Origin of the sequence: Kribbella amoyensis, from assembly GCF_007828865.1 — a bacterium.
Taxonomy (GTDB): Bacteria; Actinomycetota; Actinomycetes; order Propionibacteriales; family Kribbellaceae; genus Kribbella; species Kribbella amoyensis.
This window is the reverse complement of sequence record NZ_VIVK01000001.1, coordinates 2,531,187-2,550,729: the sequence shown is the minus strand read 5'-3', so window position 1 is coordinate 2,550,729 and position 19,543 is coordinate 2,531,187. Positions and strand designations below refer to the sequence as shown.

Sequence of the window (19,543 nt, the reverse complement as noted above, 5' to 3'; positions counted from 1 at the left end):
ACAGGTCTGCGCGCGGTGTCCTGAACCGGTCGCCGGGGCTCCCCGGGATCAGAGACCGGGCTTGCCGTCGTCGACGTCCTTGGTGGAGCGCTCGAGCTGCTCGATCGCCTGCCGCAACCGCTCCTCGTCCTCGTCGTCACCGACATCGGTCACCCGGCTCCCCCAGGCAGCGATCCCACGAGTCCACGGCGGCTCACCTTCATCAGGCGAGGGCGAACCCGTGCTTTCGACCTCGGGAGCGTGGACGGTCGGGCCGCTGCCCGGTGCCGCCTGTCCGCGCAGCCTGGCTTCGAAGTGGAGGGACTGGTCGAGCTGCCGGTAGTCCGACTCGAACATCGACAGGTACACCGTGCCGCGCGGCGCCTCCGTCAGCTCCACGCTCGCGCGGTCCTGGATCGCGCCGTCGCGCCGCAACCGCTGCCGGACCAGGCGGACGTCGTACTGCACGTCCACCTTGACGGTCACCGTGCGGCCACGCTCGTACCGGCTGGCCTCGCGGCGCAGGCCCTGGACATCGGTGGTCTGGTCGGCGAGCTGGTCCCCGACCGTGACGCCGCCGGTGAGACCGCTGCCGGCCTCGGTGAGGGTGGCGCCGCCGTCGATCGGCAGCAACCGGCCCGAGGTGACCGTGTGCGTCACGGTCTGCTGGCTCCGGTTGTACTCACCGAGTTCGACGTTGTCGCCGGGAGTGCTGACCAGCTCGGCCCCGAGGACCGACGCCCCGACGCGGACCTCGACCGTCCGCGCGGCGTACCCGGGCAAGGGCAGGCGGAGCAGCGCGAAACCGTCGTCCTCGGTGAGCCGGCTGAACGACGCGTTCAGCGTGACCGGCGAGAGCAGGTTGTCCAACTCCGTCCGGTGTGCGCGGACCCCGGCCGGTCCGAGCAGATCCCGCTCGGCCAGCCGCCGGAGCACCGCGTCGGCAAGATGGTTGCCCTCAGCACCTTCGACGAAGAAGATGTCCGGGACCCCGTGCCCGTTCAGCGACCGCACGGGGGAACCGACCGGACCACTCGGGGCGAACGGACCGGCATCCGGCATCGTCCGGCTCGGCACCAGCTGCACGAGCTGCCCGTTGAGCTCCGCGGTCTCCGTGATCCGTGAATCCCCCTTGTCCTCGCGGCGGCCTCGGGACGGCGCTGCAGTGGAGCCGGTGGCGACCTCGATCTCGAAGCGCAGCGAGCGGAGGACCCGGTCCTGGCCGTGTGCGGTCTGCATCCGCTCCAGCCGCATCGCCTGTTCCGTCACCACGACCGTGCCCGAGTTCGACCGATCGGTCCCCATGCTCCCCGTACGCCCTTCCAGCGCGCCCCCGTCGACACCGGCACCGAGCGACCGCCCGGCGCTGGACGTGGTCGAGCGGTCCTCGAACAGGTACCGCTGGACCCGGCTCACCGTGTCCTCGCTCGTCCCCAGCGACACCGCGTCCCCCACGAAAGCGGCCCGGATCCGTACTTCGACCTGCTGGCCCCCGTACCGGCCGGGCTGCGCGATCGGGAAGGTGCGACTGAACCCGTCCGGCGCGAGCATGTCCTCCAACCGGCCCCACCACCGCTTCCCGGCCAGGTCGACGAACAACGCCTCGGTCAGCACCGCATCCGTCTGTGGACCGATGCCCAACCGCTCGGCCAGCAGCACCTGCACCGTGTCGAACAGCGTCGCCTCGTTCCCATCCTGATCGGTGACCGCGGCCCGCTCGATCATGCTCGACCCGAGCGTCACCCGGTACTGCGGTGGCAGCTCGACGGTCCGGGTCGTGTCGATTGCGGCCACATCGGCCAGGACGAGGTCCAGCTGGGCCTCCTTCGTTCTCGGTGTCGGGCGGCCGTGCTGCGGCTGGAGCTTCTCCAGCAACTCCCGCGCACCGTGCTCCCGGGACAATACGGGCACCGGCTGATCCGTGGCCGCCAACCGGGCCCGGTAGTCGCGGATGACGGCGGCCGCGAGCCGGCGATCGAGCGGCAGACTGCCGTGCAGGTACCGGTCGACGACATCGGCCAACTGGACCACCGGCAGGGTCAGTTCGCCGTCCAGGTGCAGCTGGACCACGTCGCGCTCGGGGATCTGGAACACGGTCGTCGCGTCGACCATCACCGGATCCGCGGTGCCGGGCGTGACCGACAAGGCAGCAGTCGCCGCGAACACGTACTGCCGTCCGATCTCGATGACCAGCCGCTCGACCCCCGCACTCGTCTGCACGGCCCGTCCGGCCGCGGTCGAGGTGCCGAAGTCGCCCGACACCTTGCCGGCCGGTCCCTGCAGATTCGCGCCCGCGTTCGCGTTCACCGAGACGCTGGTACTGCGGCCCGAGGTGAGGCCGTGGCTGTTCAACGCGAGGTTCATGTCCGCGCTGTTGCCGTCGGTCAGCCCGAGCAGGACCGCGTCGTTGAGCTGCCCGCTGACGGCGAGGCTGCTGCGCACCGACGCCGGTCCTGCACCGCGGATCACGAGATCTGTCCGGTACGTCGTCTGCATCCACTCGGGGTGCGCCACCAGGTGCCGTGGATCCAGGAGCGCCGCGATGTGGTGGTGAGCGGCCGGCTCGTCGCCGGTGACCTTGCTGAGTTCGGCCGGGAGTACGCCGGTCTCCAGGAAGAGCAACGTGGCCCGGTCGAGCGCGCGGCGACCGAGCGGGCCCGAGTTCACCTGGGTGGGGGTGAGCTCGGTCGACGGCAACAGGCCGGAGTCGAGCAGGATGCGCGCCGTGCCGGGGACAGCGAGCTGGATCGCGGTCTCCGGGGCCGCGTCGAGCTCGGTCACCTCGAGTTGGTGCGGCACCTCGAACACCGCGACCGCGGCCACCGTCTCGACCAGTGTCGCCTGGTTGACCATGCCACCGGTGATCCAGCCGAGGGTCCGGCCGAGCGCCTGCCGCCCGTACGCCAGCCCCGACGTGCCCGACGCCCCGGCCTCACCGTGCTGGGTCAGACCGAGCGGGGACGCCTTCCAGGGCAGGGCTTTGGCCCACCCGGACGTCCGCAGCGCAGTCTGGGAGCCGATGTTCACCGTCTCCATCACCTCGTCGGTGCTGACCCCCGCCGATGACGGCCGGTCGGGCCGGATCCGGATCCGCAGGCTCACCGTCTCGGCCGGCCGATCGACCCCGGGCCGCGACAGCGTGACCACGATGCCGTTCTGGACCGCGATGTCGTACCCACCCTCCAGCCGGGAGGACGACAGCTGGGTCCGCAACTCGGTGAGGTTGAGCACCTGCGCCTGCCGGACCAGCGGATCCGCGCTCATCCGGGTCAGGTCCGGGTCGCCGTTCGCCGTCAGCGGGGGCAGGTACCCGCGGTCGGTGAGCGGCCCGGCCAACTCGGCCATGACCTGGGCGCCGCCGGTGACGTGTTGCGCCTCGCCGGGTCCGATCCCATTGAGCCGGCCGGACGGCGTGACCAGCCAGCGCGGGAGCTCCAGCCGATGCCCAGGGAGTTCCTGGCGTTGCCGGGGATCGCCGCGCAGGACCGGCTCGCCGTTCTCGGTCAGCGGGGTGCCGTCGGCGTCGATCACGAGGGTGCTGCGCGGAATCGGCAACCCATGCCGGTACGCGTCCGTCGTGCGGAGCCGGGTCAGCGCCTCGGTCTCACCCGACACTGTGCCCTGCGCTTCGCCGTCCAGGACGAGCGTCACCTCGTGGTCGAGGACGAGCCGGTACCCCTGGGTCGGCCCGTGGTACCGCTGGATCCCGAGGTGGAACGCGGCGCCACCACCGGTCAGGGATTCGGTCCGGCTGACCGAGCGTCCACCGGTCGCCGTCGGCCCGAGATCGACCTGGCCCTCCCCGAGGCCGTTGAGCGCATCCCCGCCGTACCCGAGCGTGGTGTTGAAGGTGGTGTTGGCGGTGAAGCTCTGCTGGCTCGTGGCGGTGCTGTACCCGAATCGGTACCGCTCCAGCCAGTGCGTCTCGCTCGGTCCGCCGACCAGCTCGACCTGTTCGTACCGCGGGGTGGTCCTGATCTGCAGATGACCGACCGGTCGTCCGCCCGCCTGCAACGGCTGCAGGATCGCGGACTCCGTGCTGTCCGCCAGACGCGACGGCAGGTCCTGGTGGATCGCGAGGCGGATCTGCTCGTGGACCAGGGCGGCGTGGTCGCCGAGCCGGGCCAGCTGGTCCGCGAACGTCGTGGTCACCTGGTCGGTCAGTCGTTGCAGGCCGTCCATCGAGGTGAGCGCGAGGTTCGGCAACCGGCCGGACGGTGACGTGCCGCGGTCGACCGTATCGGTTGCCGTGGGCAAGGTGTACGTGTGCGAGATCCAGCCGCGGAGGTGAGTCGCGTCGCTCTCGGTACCGGTGCTGACCCGGACGTCGGCGAGCTGGACCCGGGGATCGCCGAGTGGTTGCGCGGTGACGTGCCAGCTCGCCTTGGCCGCGAACAACGCGGTGGCACCGTGGTTGTTCTCGATCTGACCCGACTGTCCGTACTGCCCGCCGGTCGTGTTGCGGGACAGGGCACGGCAGACGCCGTACTCGATCTTTGCGCTGAGCACCTGTCCGGCCTGAGCGACCCAGGAGGTGTCGCCGAAGAGCTGGGTGAGGGTCTGCAGCGCGAACGTTCCACTCGTCCCGGCGGTGCCGTTCTGGGTGAGGCCGACCCGGCGCGCCGACTGCGACAGCTGGCCGGTCGTCGCCTCGATCGTCCGGGACGACGGGTCGAGCACCTCGACCAGGTCGGACACGCTGAGCCGGAACCGGAGCTCGACCGGCGTCGCGGTACCGGCCTGGACGGTCGTACCGCCGGGGGTCAGTGCTTGGGCGAACTCTGCTTCGAGTCGCTGTTGCAGGGCGCCCGGAGTAAAGCGCTGGTCGACATGGTTGGCGGCGAGGACCGCGTTGACCTGGTCGGTGAGCGCCTTCAGATGCGGTAGGCGATCGGTCGGCAGGAGGCTGGTGAGTGCGAGCAGCGACGGGGCGACCGCGGCCAGGCTTTGCTCGTACGCCTTGAGTTGGTCGGCGAGGTCTTGGGCAAGGGCGGCCCGCGCATCGGCCGGCTGGTTCGTGCGCAGGAGGTTTTCGTAGCCTTGGGCAAGTTTTTCCGCCTGGTCCAGCGCGGCTTGGTAGGCAGCGGCGAGGTGGCGGTGCCAGGCCGCGGTCTCGGTCTGGACGACGGCTTCCTTGCGGGCGGCGTGTTCGCGGGCGTGCCTGCCGGAATCGGCGCGTCCGGCTGCTTCTTCGGCGGCCTGCTCGGCTGTGGTGCGGGCCTGGTCGGCGGCTTGGGCGCTCTGGTGTTTGGCGGCGACGCGGGTGCGGAGTTCGTCGGCTGCTCGGTGGAGGAGGTCGAGTTGGTCGGCGACCTCGGTGGTGAACTGGTGCTGAGGGTCGGCGGATGCGATCGGGAGGACGTTCGCGTTCCAGGGCAGGGCTGGTGGTTGGTGGCCGGCGGCGGCGATGGTCTGGGCGAGGGTGGCGAGCTCGTTGCGGAGGGCCTGCTCGGTCGCCTCGCTGGTGGCCGCTTCCCAATGGCGGGTGAGGAGGCGGAACTCGTTGAACTGGGCGGTGACGAAGGCGTCCGTGGACGTCTGCGATCGGTGGAAGAGACGGCGGAGGCGGCTGCGCGGGGTACTCAGGTCCTGCAGGGTGTGAGTGAGCTGGTGGACCCAGGCGCGAGTGAGCTGGTCCCGCGTCAGACCTCGGGCGAGGTGGACCACGTGCGGGTCGTTCAACGTGCCTCGGTGGAGCTTGGTGGACGCGACTCGGTTGGCGCGGGGAGTACCGGAGGCGACGCGGAAGATCTGCTGACCGTGCTGGGTGCTGTGGACGAGGATCAGGTCGGGGCCGATGCGGGTCGGCTGTCCGGTGAGGTGGCCGCCGAAGTCGGCTTCGGTCGCTGCGAGTGCGGCGTCGATGGGCTGGTTCGTCGAAGGATGCGGGGTCGTGGTCGTGGTTGTGGTCGCGGCCGCGGGCTGGGTGGAGGTTGGGGTGGTGGCGAGGCGGTTGGCCTGGCGGGTGATGCGGTCGGCGGTCGTGCGGAGCGGGTCGAGGTCCAGGGGGTTCGGGTCGAAGGGTGAGGGCTTCGGGTTCGAGATCTTGGTGAGGGCGCGGTGGCGGCCTACGTAGTTGGGGTCGGGGGTTCTCGTCCCGCCGCGGAGGCGGCTTTCGAAGGTGTCCGGGGTCGTCGGTGGGTTGAGGAACTGGTCGAGCTGCTGGTAGTCCGACTCGTACATCGTCAGGTACGCCGCACCCCGCGGATCGCGCGGCAGGCGGACCGTCTCGCCGGCGCGGACCTCGCCGTCGCGGCGCAGTTGCTGGCGGATCAGCTCGACCTCGTACTGCACGTCCACCTTTACCGTCACGACGCGGCCTTTCTCGAAGCGGCTGCGTTCCCGGCGTACTCCTCGGCTGTCCGTGGTCTGGTCGGTGAGCTGGTCCCCCGCGGTCACGCCGCCGCTCATGCCACTGTCCGCGTGGTCCCCGGTCGTCCCGCCGTCGAGCGGTACCAGGCGGCCGGAGACCACAGTGTGGGTGACGAGGTGCTGGCTCCGGTTCACCTCACCGATCTCGGCCTCGAACGGACCGCCGACCAGCTCGGCCCCCGCCACGGTCGCGCCGACGCGGACCTCCACCGAGCGCGAGGAGTACCCGGGCAGCGGGAGCCGGAGGACGCCGAAGCCGTCGTCGTGGCCCATCCGGCTGAAGGACGCGTTCAGCGTGGCCGTCGAGAACATCCCGGCCAGCTCGGCCCGATGCGCCCGGACCCCGGCCCGGCCGAGCAGGTCGGTCTCGGCCAGCCGGTCCAGCACGGCCTCGGGCAGTTCGTTGCCGACGACACCTTCCACGAAGTACGCGTCGGGCAGGCCACGCGAGTTCAGCGAACCGATCGGCCGGCCGGCCGAGGTGAGGGCCTCCACCGGGACGACCGAGCCGTCCGGCCGCAGTTCGGGGAGCACGCGCAGCGGGATCAGCTGGACGACGTCGCCGGTCAGCTCCTGCGCCGGGATCGGTTCCAGGGGTGACTCGGTGCGGGTCAGGGCCCGGCCGAGGCGGTTGCGCGCCGGCGTACTGGGGGTTTCTGGTACCACCTCGACGGTGAACTTCAGCCCGCGTCGGACCCGGTGCTGGCCGTCGAAGGTGGCCATCCGCTCCAGCCGCGTGGTCTGCTCGCCGATCGCTACGGCGGTGGACCCGGTCCGGTCGGTACCGACCGAGTTCGTCTGGCCCTCCTGCCACGCGCCGTCGGCCCCGGCGCCGAGGGACCGTCCGGTCGTGGAGGTGTGGGTCCGCTCGTCGTAGAGGTACCGCTGCACGATGCTGATGGTCTGGTTGGTGACGCCGAGCGACTCGGCCTCGGGTGTGAACTCCGCCTTGATCCGCAGCTTCACCCGCTGCGCGCCGAACTGCCCCGGCTTCCCGATCGGGTACGCGCGGGTGAATCCGTCCGGTCCCAGCATGTCCTCGAGACGGCCCCACCAGCGCTTCCCGGCCAGGTCGACGGACAGCGCCTCGGCCAGCATCGGGTCACTCTCCGGCGTAGCGCCCAGCTGGTCGGTCAGCATCGCCCGGACCCGGTCGAACAGCGTCACCTCCTCGCCCTGATCGGTCACCGTCGCCTGCTCGATCAGGCTGGACCCGAGGTTGTCCTGGTAGTGCTCGGGGATCCGGACCGTCCGGGTCGCGGCGACGCCGTCGGCCTGATCGAGGACCAGGTCGAGCTGCGCCTCCTTGCTCCTCGGTGTCGGCCGGCCGTGCCGCGGTTGCAACTTCTCCAGCAACGCGCGCGGCGTGTGCGACGCGGAGAGCTCCGGAACCGGCTGGTTCGCGGCTTCGGCGGCGGCGAGCGCGGCCCGGTACTGGCGGACCAGGCCGGCCGCGAGCCGGCGGTCCAGTTCGAGGCTGCCGTTCAGGTACCGCTCGACGGCGTCCGCGACCTGCGGCAACGGCAGGGTGAGCTCGCCCTCGACGTGGAACCGCAGCGCGTCCCGCTCAGCAACCTGGAACACCACGGTCGAGTCCGCCGCGATCGGCCGGCCGTCCGCGGTCACGGTCAGCCCGGCGGTCCCCGCGAACAGGTAGTGCCGGCCCACCTCGATCGTCAGCCGCTCGACCCCGGCGATCGCCTGCTCGGTCCTCGACGTCGACGACGTCGTCCCGTACTCCGCGTTCGCCGTCCCGCCGTTGCTGTCCGCCGTCGCGCCGAAGTTGAGCGAAGCCGATCCACCTGTACTCCGCCCCGCCGACAACCCGTGGCTGCTCAGGGCGAGGTTGATGTCACCGGCAACCGCGTCGGTCATGCCGAGCAGAACCACGTCGCCGATCCGGCCCTCCACGGCCAGCGAACCGCGGCTCGAGATCGGGCCCGCGCCGCGGACGAGCGCGTCGGTCCGGTACGTCGTCCGCGCCCACTCCGGGTGGGCGAGCAGGTGCCGCGGATCCAGCATCGCGGCCAGATGGTGCCGGGCCGTCGGGTCCTGGCCGGCCTTCTCACGGACCAGCCGGGCCGGCTCGCGCGTGTCCAGCGCGACCAGGGTGGCTCGGTCGAGGACCTTGTCGCTGACCGGTCCCTCGGTGACCTGGCCGGGCGTGACCTCGGTCGACGGCAGCAGGTCGGTGTCGACGAGGATGCGCGCTGACGTTCCCGGAGCACCGCGGTGCAGGGTGACGTTCTCGGTCCCGAGTTCGATCACCTCGAGCCGGTGCGGGACCTCGAAGGCGGCGACCGGCGCCCGGCTCTCGACCAGGGTGACCTGGTTGACCGTTCCACCGGTGAACCAGCCCATCACCCGGCCGAGCGCCCGCCGCCCGTACGCGAGACCCGACTTCACCGTCGCACCGCCCGGACCGTCCTGGGTCAGGCCGGCCGGCGAGGCCTTCCAGGGCAGTGACTTGGACCAGCCGGCACTCCGGTTCGCGGTGTCGGAGCCGATGTTCAGCGTCACCATCGCCTCGTCCGTGGTGACGCCGACGGACGACGGCGGTCCCGGACGGATGGCGATCCGGAGGCTCACGGTCTCGGTCGCGCGGCCCGTCGACGGACGCGTGAGGGTGACGTCGATCCCGTTCTGCACGGCGATGTCGTAGCCCGCTTCCAACCGGCTGACGGACAGCTGGGTCCTCAGCTCGGTCAGGTTCAGCAGTTGCGCCTGCCGTTCCAGCGGATCGGTCGTCATCCGGCTCAGGTCGGGCTCGCCGTTCGCGTCCAGCGGGGGCAGGAAACCGCGCTCGGCCAACGGACCGGCCAGCTCCGCCAACGCCTCGGCTCCACCGGTGACCCGCTGGGCCAATCCAGGACCAGCTCCGCCGACCCGGCTCGTACCCGTCGCGAGCCAGCTCGGCAGTTCCAGCCGTCGCCCGGGAACGTGGACCCAGGTCCGCGGGTCGCCACGGAGGACGGGCCGGCCGTTCTCCACGACCCGGTGACCGTTCTCGTCGTGAACGAACGCGTCCTCGGTGACGGGGAGCCCGTGCCGGTACGCGTCGTTGGTGTGCAGCCGGGTCAGACCGACCGTGTCGCCGGTGACGGTGCCCTGGGACTCACCGTCGAGGACCACGTCCACCTCGTGGCCGAAGACCATCCGATAGCCCTGTGTCGGCCCGGTGTACCGCTGGACGCCGACGTGGATGCCGACACCGCCACCACTCAGCGATTCCGACCGGCTGAGGGACCGGCCGCCGCTCACTGTCGGACCGAGGTCGACGCTGGTGTCGCCGAGATCGGTGAGCGCCTCCCCGCCGTACCCGAGGCTGGCGTTGAACGTCGTGCCCGCGGTGAAGCTCTGCTGCGCGCTCGCGTTGCTGAACCCGACCCGGACGCGTTCCTGCCAGTGCGCCGTACTCAGCTGTCCGACCAGCTCGGTCTGCTCGTACCGGACGGTGGTCCTGATCCGGAGATGGCCGACGGGGCGTCCGTCCGCCTGCAACGGCCGCAGGATCGAGCCTTCGGTGCTCGCCGACAACCGGGACGGCAGGTCGTGGTTGATCGCCGACCGGATCTGCTCCCGGAGCAACGCGGCTTCGTCGCCATGCCGGGCGAGCTGGTCGCCGAAGCGCGCGAACACCTTGTCGGTCAGGCTTTGCAGGCCGTCGAGCGACGTGAGCGCGTGGTTCGGCAGCCGCCCGGACGGTGGGGTCCCGTTGTCGACCGTCTCGGTGGACGCGGGCACGGTGTACGCGTGCGACGCCCACGCGCGCAACCTCGGGACGTCCTTGCCGCGGCCGTGGTCGACTCGGACATCGGCGAGGACGTTGCCCGGTTCGCCGACCGGGCGGGCCTGGACCTGCCAGCTCGCGCGGCCCGCGTACAGGAGCGACTCGCCGCGGTTGTCCTCGACGGCACCCTCCTGCCCGTACTGCGCGCCGGTCGCCGTCACCGAGCGGCCGCGGCTCGAACTCTGCTCGCCCTTGACCGTGAGGAACTGGCCGATGGCACCGACCCAGGAGGCGTCCCCGAAGAGCTGCGTCAGCGTGTTCAGCGCGAACGCCCCGCCGGCGCCGAGCTTGCCGTTCTGGGTGATCGAGAGTTTGCGCGACGGCTGCGGCAACATCCCGAGCATCGTCTCCGAGGTCCGGATCGACGGATCGAGGATTTCGACCAGCTCGGACACGCTGAGCCGGAACCGCAGCTCGATCGGCCGCGCGTACCCGACCTGGAGGGTCGCGCCGTCGCCGGTGACCAGGTGGCCGAACTCGGCGTTCAACCGGTGCTGTAACGCGCCCGGGGTGAAGCGATGGTCCACGTTGTTGGCCGCGAGGACGGCGTTCACGCGGTCGGTCAGCGCGGACAGGTGCGGCAGCCAGTCGGTCGGCAGCAGGCTCGACAACGCGATCAGCGGCGGCGCCACGTCGGCGAGGCGCTGCTCGTAGTTGCTGAGCTGGGCCAGGAGATCGGTGGCTGTCGCGGCGCGCTGATCGGCGGACATCGTGCGGGCATCGGCGAGCAGCTGTTGGTAGCCGTCGGCAACTGTTTCGAGCTCGGTCAGCGCGTTCCGGTAGGCGGCCGCGACCTGCTCGTGCCATTGGCGGACCTCGGTCTGCTTGGCCGCGTCCTTGCTCGCTTGATGTGCGCGGGCGTGGCGCCCGGAGTCAGAGGCCTGCAGCGCTTTCGTCGCGGTCTTCTCCGCCTTCCGAGCGGCCTCGGCTGCCTCCGCGGCCTTGCGTTCCTTGGCCTCGATGCGGTTCTGCAGTTCGGCGGCCTGACGCCGGAGGTCCTGCACCTGGTCGATGACATCGGCAACAAGGGCGTCGACGGGGGCCTTCTCCTGGACCGGAGGGGCTTCCCACGGCAACTTCGGCGGCTGGTGACCACGGGCCTCGATCGCCGCGACGAGGCCGCGGAGGTCCTGCTCCAGCATCCGCGCTGTTTCGGCCGTCTGCGCCTCGGCCCATTGTCTTGCGAGCAACCGGAACTCGTTGAACTGCGCGGCCACACAGGCGTTGTCGCTCTGCGCCGCAGGTCGACGGAGGAGCCTCCGCAGCCGACTGCGAGGGGCGCCCCGCTCCTGCAACGCGTGGCTGATCTCGTGGACCAACGCGCGTGTGAGCTGATCCCCAGCAAGTCCCCGCGCGACCCGTACCACGTGCGGCCGATCCATCGTCCCCGCGCGCACCGTGGTCGCCGCCACGCGGCCGCGGGGTACCGATCCGGGCGCGACCTGGAAGTACTGCGGTCCGTGCTGCTCGGTCTGGACAACGAGGACGCCGCTCGCGACCAGGTCGGGCCGGCCGTCGATCAACCCGCCGAAGTCCGACTCCTGCGCGGCCAGCGCGGCCTCGACGGCTTCTCGGACCGAGAGGTCGGCGGCGTCCGTCGATCGGCCGTCCGCGACGAACCGCGTGCCGCGGACCTCCGGCGCGTGCACGGTCCTGCCGCGTCCACCGCCTTCCGCTGGGTTGCCTGCCGGTGGCTGCGTGTTGTCCGGGGTGGTGTGGGTGGTCGGCGATGTAGCCAGGCGGGTGGCTCGGTTGGCGATGCGTTCGGCGGTGCGGCGGGTGATGGTGAGGTCGAGCGGGTTGTCCGGGACGGGGGTGGAGCGCTCGGTCGTCTCCGGCTCGGGGGCGTGGTGGCGGCCGGTCGACTCGGCTGCGTGGTGGCGCCCGGTTGGTTCGGGGCTCAGGTGGGTGGCCAGGCCGGTGATAGTTGTCGGGCCGTGGACCTCGGTGGCGACGGCCGTGGGCAGGGTGGGGTCGGTGAGGCGGAGGGTGAAGCGGTACGGATCGGCCTCGGTGGTCGGGCGGGCCACTCGGTCGATGGTGAGCTCGGCCTGGATACCGTGCTCGACCAGCGAGGCGAGAGATTGCTCGACCTTCCTGAGTTCCTCTTGATCGACGACCGCATCGGCCGGGAAGAGCGAGCGTGCTCCGTTGTAGTTCCACGCCAGCAGGCCTCCGCCGGCGGATTCGGGGCGATGGTGGCGACCGCCCGTCTCGGGCGCGGCCGGCATCACCGGCGGTACCGACTCGAGCGGAATGACGACCTGCCCACCCGCACGGTCCAGACCAGGAAGAACGCTCACCGCCGGCAGCACCAACCCGTTGGGTACTCCGGCCTCGCGCCACAGCCGCGACGCCTCCCCGAGCGCGGCGTCGAACTGCTCCTGGACCACCGCGCGCGAGTCTTCGGTCCCGTGCATCGCGTGGTGGTCCACCGCGTCGGCGGCCCGCTGCAACTCCTCCAGGGCGAACAACCGCTCGGCCAGCAACGGTTTCCCGCTCGGCTCCGCGACCAACCGCCGGATCGCCTGCTCCACGCCGTACCGAACCTGGTCCGTCCGGTCACCGACCACGCGACGGCCCAGCAGCGGATCGACCTTCGCCAGATCCGGGAACACGCGCCGCACTCCGTTGCTATCAGCAATCGCCTCGTACAGTTCGATCGCGAACCGCAGCTTCGCCCGCGCAGCGTCGAGCACCTGCCCGCCGACACCCCGTGCGTCCAGCTGGTCCACCTCGGCCGCGAACCGGTCGATCCGGTCCAGCGCCTCCACCCGATCGACCCGGGCGTCCAGGTCGTACGCCGACTCCGGCCGCCCCGGGGGTACGACGTCCAGCTCTGCCCGGCGTACCGCGGCGCGGACGTGGTCGGTGTAGTGCGGATCCGTCTCGGTCGGTGCGGCGACCACGGTCCCCACGACCGCGCGCGAGGTGATCGCGGCGACCCGCGACGAGAGCTGCTCGACCAGGTAGCGGGTCACGGCCCGCTCCTCCTGCAGGGTGTCGTGGTCGACGGCGTGGCTGGCCTTGTTCCGTTCCAGGGCCGCCTGGTTCTCAAGCTCGGTCCGGCGGAAGAGGTACCGCGCGACCGGCGTACCGATCAGGCCCGCCGCACCACCGGCCACGGTCAGCACGACACCGAGGTCGGGCAGGTCGAAGATCAGGTCCAGCGCGACCGCACTCACCGCCCCACCGAGTGCCGCCGCGGCCACCTGCACCGCGTACGCCGACCAGTGCGCCTGACCGGCGGGCCGCGATCCCTCCGGTGGTTGCGTCCGCGCCGGCAGGCCCCGGTCGGCGGCCCGCGCGGCCAGGTCCGGCTCGGCTCCGGTCCGCGCCTCCAGCTGTTCGGTCAGCCGACGGAACTCGCGCAGCTGCGGCTCGATCAGCTCCGCCAGCGCCTCCGACTGCGCGGCCTGTTGACCCGTTCGCGCCCACTGCTTGCGGGCGTCGTTGGATGCCTCGTCGCGGTTGATGAAGTACTTGTCGCCGAGCGCGCCGGTGACCGCGCCGAACAGACCAGGTCCGATCGCGTTCAGCAGGCTCTCCAGCTGCGGGCTGACCTGCCGGGCGAGCTCGGTCGGATCGAGGTCGATCGTCTGCTGGCCACCGACGAACACGCGGCGCGCCGCGGCCGACACGTTGTCGATCAGCTGGACAGCCAGGGTGACCTTGAACGGCGGCGCGCCAGGGATCTTCGGGTGGACCGGAGTCACGGCGGTCTGCTCGGTCCCGATCGTCGGCTGCTCGTCCGGGTTGACGTCCAGCGCGGCCAGGGCCCGGTCGAGGCGGGTGCGCAGCTCGGCGAGTTCGGTGACGAGCTGGTTGGTGTACAGCTCCGGATCGGACAGCCGGATCCGCTCGGTCGCCTCGACGCGCCGCAACCTGAACTCCAGCTTCTTGACGTCGACGATACGTTCGGCGAGGGACTTGGCCAGCGCCGACGAAGCGATCACGATCGCGGTCGACCACGCCGGTACGCCGACGAGCGAGAGCGCACCGGCCACGGCCGCTGTCGAGAGCGTGGGCGTGGTGTAACGGAGCAGGTAGTTGCGCCATTCCGTTGCTCGTGGCAACTTCACCCAGGGTGGGCGGATCCGCTCGGCGCCGTCCAGGAGGCCCTGCAGACCGGGATGGTCGAAAGAGCGCTGCTCGCGGTCGACGGCGTACGCGGGCTTCTTACCAGGCTGCTTCTTGGCGTCCAGGTACCGCTCGGCGAGCGAGCCGACGACGGAGTTCACGATCGTCGGGATCGCGATCCCCACCCCGACCAGCGGATCGCCGGTGAACACAGCCGCCGCTGCCCCGATCACGACCGCCGACGTGCCCGAACCGAGCACCGCCTTCGCCAGGTACGCGGCCCGGCTGACTCGGTCGTCGCCGACGTCCTGCCACCGGTCGCTCACCCGGTCGAGGACGGCGCGCTCGTCCTGGGTCAGCAGGGTGCGCAGGAGGTCGGCGTTCGGCTGACCGTCGACCACGCCCATCGAGAGGGCGAGTTCGCGGATCTCCTCGCGAACCGCGGCGCGGCGGCCGTGGTCGGTGCTGGGGAGGTTCTCCTCGACGCGTCCGCGCTGACGCAGTTCGGCGCGGTCGGCGGCGTCCGCGGGGCGCTGGATCGCGTCCACATCCGGCGTACTGGCCGGGCGGAAGACCTGGGGGCCGTCGACGTCACCGCGGATGATGGCGGTCGACTCGGCCAGGGTCCGGGCGAGCAACGGCGCGACCTCGTCCTGGGTGAGCCGATCCGACAGTAGAAGGTCGACGGTGGGGACTCCGTCGAGCTGGACGGAGTACTGGAGCTGGACGCCCGGTTCGAGCACACCGACGCGCTTGATCAGGCGGAACTTCTCGTCGTTGGTGGTGCGGACCGTGTAAACACCGTTGCCCTCAGCCCGAATCTCTTGAACGTCGACCGCCAGAGCACCCTCGGTCTCCAACAACCTCCGAGACTCACTACTCACCATCACCCACCCCGGCAGGAACCGCTCCACCCGATACGTCGCGGCAGGCCCTTGCTCGCCGAGCGCAGCTGTTGCGTCGCTCTGCTCGACCGGTGCTGTACTCGCAGCTGCGGACGAGTCGCCGTCCGGCCCCTCCACGGTCGTCCTGCTCGGCTCGGATTGGGGGTTCGTGGGTGCGGCTTCTGTTGGGGCTGCGGTGGTCTCGAGGGCTTGGACTAGTTCGGCGAGGGTGTGGCTGGCGTACGTGGTGGGGTTTTCGGTGGCGGGGCCTACTTCGGCGGTGTAGCGGTAGAGGGGGTCGCCTGGGCCGGGGCGGGGGACTCTGGTGATGGTGAGTTCGACCCAGGAGCCGACGGTGACTCGGGCAGCGAGGGCTTCTTCGAGGGCGGCGTACGCGGTGTACTCGGACGGCGGGAGTTCGGGGAGCAGGGCGCCGAGGCCGGAGTTGCCGAAGAAGCGGGAACCCAGGACACGACCGTCGTACACCGGGCGACTCGCCCGGACCGCGAGGTCGAGGAGGCGCTGGTGGATCTCGGGCGCCGGATCGGCGAGGACGTTCGTCAGCCGGGCGGCGACCTGCTGCCCGACCTGGAGCGCGCCGTACGGGCGGATCACCTGGTTGCCGCCGAACGACCGGGTGAGCTGATCGCCGTCCAGGGTCCGCAGCGGACCACCCACGAGCGACGGATCGGGCGACGTGATCGGGTCCGGCTCCGGCTGCGCGGCGTCGGAGAGCGGGGTCGTCAACGGCGGTACCGGATCCGGCCGGCCCGCGGCCGCACCGTCGGCCGTACCGTCGTCCTTGCCGAACAGGTTCTGCGGCCGCGGTGCGAAGTGGTTGATCTTGTCGGTCGAGTACCGCGCGAACTTCTCGCCCCGCACGTTGGAGAACGAGCGCCCTCCCACCCAGACGGTGTCACCGGTGCTGGAGTGGGTGACGGCGTAGGTGATCGTGACGCTCTCCGGACGGATCGGCCCGGGCGGGAAGATCACCGAGACGTCCACCCGGTACCCGGCGTCGAGCCAGGCCGCGATCTCGTTCTCGACCTTCTTGTACGCGCCGACGTTGAGGTTGCCGACCTGCGGGAAGTAGTTGCCCGGCATCACCTGCTTGAAGAACCGCCAAGCCAGCGCATGCCCACCCTGATCTCCCGGCAACCCTCGATCCCGAGCCTCCCGCCGAGCCCGCGCGTCGTCCCCGTCCCGCCCGGACCCGTCGAAAGCCCGCTCCAACCGCGCCTCCACCATCCGCGGCGTCCCGTTCCCGTCGTACCGCCACCGCGCCTGGTTGGGCCCGAAACTCCGCCAAGAAGACCAAGCAGCCTGGTCGTACCGCTCCTGCCCCACCACCGGCGACTCCGGATCGAACCACCCGAACTCCCCCGCCCCGTCCGGCCCCTCCGGCACGGCTGACGACGGCGGATCAACCGGCGGGTCGACGGGCGGCAGGTCCGTAGAGCGCGGATCGGCCGCAGGAGGAGTACCCACCTCGCCGTTGCTCCCAGGAGCGCCGTCGGTGGTGGTGTCGGTGGTCTCGACGCTGTCCGCGTTCGCGGTGACGCCGGTGTCCGCGGTGGCTTTTTGGGTGAGGGTGGAGGTGCGGGTCTGGGTGGGTAGGGGGGCTCTTGGGGGTTTTGCGGTGGTGGGCTCGGTTGGGGCGGTTGCTGCGGCGGCTACTGCTACTTGGGTGGCCGCTGCTGCTGTCGGGATGCTTCCGTCGTGGGTTGGCTGGTTGCCTTCGGTCTGTTCGGCTTCGGTTTGCTGGACTTCGGATTGCTGCTGGGTGTCGGGCTGCTGACCGGCGGCCTCGGACTGTTGGTTGCTCTCGGGCTGTCCGGTGTCAGGTGCGTGCTCGGTGTTTTCGGTGGACTGGGTTGTGTCTTCGTCGGTGGTTTCGGTGCGGGTGGTGGTCGGCTGGGTGGTGGGAGCCGCGACCTTGGTGGCGGTGGGTGCCTGAGTTGTGGTGGTGGATTGGGACTGGGTGGGTTGGTGCGAGGCGTTCGTGGTGGTGGCTGCGTGGTTGGCGCTGGTTGGGGCGAGGGGTGCTTGGTTCGTGGCTTCGGTGGTGGAGGTTGCGTCATCCTGCTGGTTAATCGCTTCGGTGGTGGAGGTTTCGCCGGTTTCCTGGTTGGTCGCGTCGGTGGTGTGGGACGTGGTTCGACTGGAGTCGGTGGACTGATCGGTCGTCGTCCCCGCGTCGGAATGCGCCTCGGTCGAGGTCTGGTGATCGCTCTGGTTCTGAGTAGATGCCTGGTCCTGCCCGGGCTGTTGCCGGCCGGTCTGGTCCTGCGCAGTTTGATCCTGCGCAAGCTGGTCCTGCTCGACCTGGTCCTGCGTAGCTTGGTGGTGGGTCGACTCGCCCTGCGATGTGTTGCTGTTAGCAAATTTCTGACCCGCCGAAGTCTGGTGGCCGGAGTCGGCCTGATGGCCCCCTGACGAGTGACCGCCCGAGGCACCCGCCTGCCCGGTACCCCCAGCACCAGCCCCACCGGTCCCACCAGCGCTCCCCGTTCCGCCGGCCCCGGTACCACTCGCCTGCTGTTGGCTTCCCGAACCACCCGCGTCGGCCGTACCCGGGCCGACCGGGGTCGGCGGTGTCGGGTTGCCCGGGTCGGTGGAGCCCGAAGGCGTCGGGGTCGGCAACGGGCGGCCGCCCCAGTCGTGGATGCGGTCGGCGGTCCAGTTGCCCATCGCCGAGCCGGTGTGGGTCGAGGCGAAGCGGGAGGCGGCCAGGGTACCGGCCAACGGACCCTGGTTCACGATCGCGGTGCCGAACTGACTCCAGGAGAGTTCGTGGATCTTGCCGTCGGCAATGGCCTGCGCCATGGTTCCGGACACCGGCGAGGTGATGCCGTTGACGACGAACCCGTGCCCCGCTTCGTTCAGGAAGGCGCGCGGACGGCCCCGGTCGCTCAGCCGCAGCGCATCAGCGAGCCGGTTCGCGGGGGCCGAGCCGAGCCGGCCGAGGGGGGAGATTCCGCGGGCGAGCGGAACACCCAGCGCACCGGCACCCGCGCTGGTCCACATCTGCTTCATGTCGAAGGGGCGGTGGTAGCCCTGCCACTGGGTGAGCTTCTGACCCAGCGCGTCGACGGCGAGCTCCTCGGCCGCCTCCTTGCCCAGCTCGCCGAGGCCCTTGCCGACGGCACCGGCTCCACGCAGCAGCGACTGCGGTACCGCGGTCGTGATCGGACGGAGCGCGGAGGCGGCCGCCCGGACGACCGGGCCCAACCGGCTGACCATGCCGGCCAGGATCCGCAGCTGGTACCACGCCGCCCACCCCGCCGGCATCGCCAGCGTGAGACCCCAGAAGAACGCGTTCGCCGCCAGCTCGGCCAGGATGGCGTTCCGGACGTTCGCGACCTCGCCGGCGAACTGGAAACAGAGTTGCGCCAGGTCGCGGTACGCCTGGATCGAGGCCTGCAGATCGTCCAGCGTGTACCCCGCGTTGCGCTGATAGATGCCGCCGGCCACGTCCCGCCAGTACGTTGGCAGTTCCGAGTTCGCCTGCCGTCCCTGGTCCACCGCCCGGGTCAGCGCTTCGCCGAGTTGCTGCCAGGACTCGCCCATCCGGTGGATGACGGCCTCGTCGGCCGGCGGCCAGATGTTCTCGTCCCAGTACGTACGCAGGGCCAACCACAGGTCCGTGGTCGGCTCGGGGACGCTCACTCCAGGGATCGCATCCGCGCGGCGTCCTGCTCGGCCTGCTGGACGTACTCGGCGACGATCCGGGTGCCGCCGTTGCCCAGGTCCTCGAGCAGGCGCTGGACGGTGCGGTTCAGCTGGTCGAGCTGCGGCTCGCTCGCGTTGTAGGCGGCGCGGAAGTTCTTGGACAGCGTGTCGAAGCCGGTGTCGGCCTCCTGCTCGCCGGCGTTGATGCTGCCCTCGGCCGCCGGTACCTCGCGGCCGAACACCGCGCCCGCGTCGTGCAGCCGCCGGGTCAGCGCCCCGGTCTGTTCCGGGTGCATGTCGATGTCCCCGACACCGCCGAAGTTGATCGGTCCCTGGCTCATCGGCGGGCCGCCTTCCGGGTCCTGGTGAGTTCTTCGAGCAGCGGTTCGAACGCCAGCCCGGCCGGTCCGTCGATCCCGTTCGGGAGCAGCGTGGACAGCTGCCGAGCGGCCGAGGTCTGGGCCTCCCGGACGGCCTCGTTGAGCACGTCACGGAGCTGGTCGGCGAGCGCCTCGGCGTCGGGGTTCCGGAAGATCCGTGGGTCCAGGACGAGTTCGCGGACCTCGCCGTACATCCCGACGGTCGCCTCGATCAGCCCGTCGGGCGACTGCGCCGTCCCGGTGGTGTCCTCGTTCATCGAGCGGAGCCGGCGGACCTCGCGCTCGGTCACGTCGAGTTGTCCGAGCAGCGAGAGCGCCTCGCCGGCGGCCGGATCAGTGGGTCCCATGTCGCCTCCTCGATCGCTGGACTGTCGCCACTGTCCCCG

At 70.9% G+C, this 19,543-nt stretch carries 3 protein-coding genes; all 3 read right to left on the bottom strand.

The window, feature by feature from the left end:
• Positions 1-48: 48 nt before the first annotated feature.
• Genes FB561_RS12075 through FB561_RS12065 form a run of 3 tightly spaced genes read right to left on the bottom strand, consistent with a single transcriptional unit; the run spans position 49 to position 19,504 of the window.
• Positions 49-18,774 carry a WXG100-like domain-containing protein gene (locus FB561_RS12075; RefSeq protein WP_145806084.1) on the bottom strand — a complete coding sequence of 6,242 codons (18,726 nt, stop codon included), beginning with the start codon at positions 18,772-18,774 and terminating at the stop codon, positions 49-51.
• A complete protein-coding gene (locus FB561_RS12070; RefSeq protein WP_145806082.1) occupies positions 18,771-19,118 on the bottom strand; it encodes a hypothetical protein in 348 nt (115 codons plus the stop codon). Before FB561_RS12070 ends, FB561_RS12075 begins: the two co-directional genes overlap by 4 nt.
• Complete coding sequence (locus tag FB561_RS12065; protein ID WP_145806080.1) at positions 19,115-19,504, bottom strand: YbaB/EbfC family nucleoid-associated protein; 390 nt, start codon at positions 19,502-19,504, stop codon at positions 19,115-19,117. Before FB561_RS12065 ends, FB561_RS12070 begins: the two co-directional genes overlap by 4 nt.
• Positions 19,505-19,543 lie beyond the last annotated feature (39 nt).

Excerpts from the sequence above, each read along its gene's own strand:
- FB561_RS12070 (WP_145806082.1), bottom strand. The coding sequence starts at position 19,118 with ATGAGCCAGGGACCGATCAACTTCGGCGGTGTCGGGGACATCGACATG.
- FB561_RS12065 (WP_145806080.1), bottom strand. The coding sequence starts at position 19,504 with ATGGGACCCACTGATCCGGCCGCCGGCGAGGCGCTCTCGCTGCTCGGA.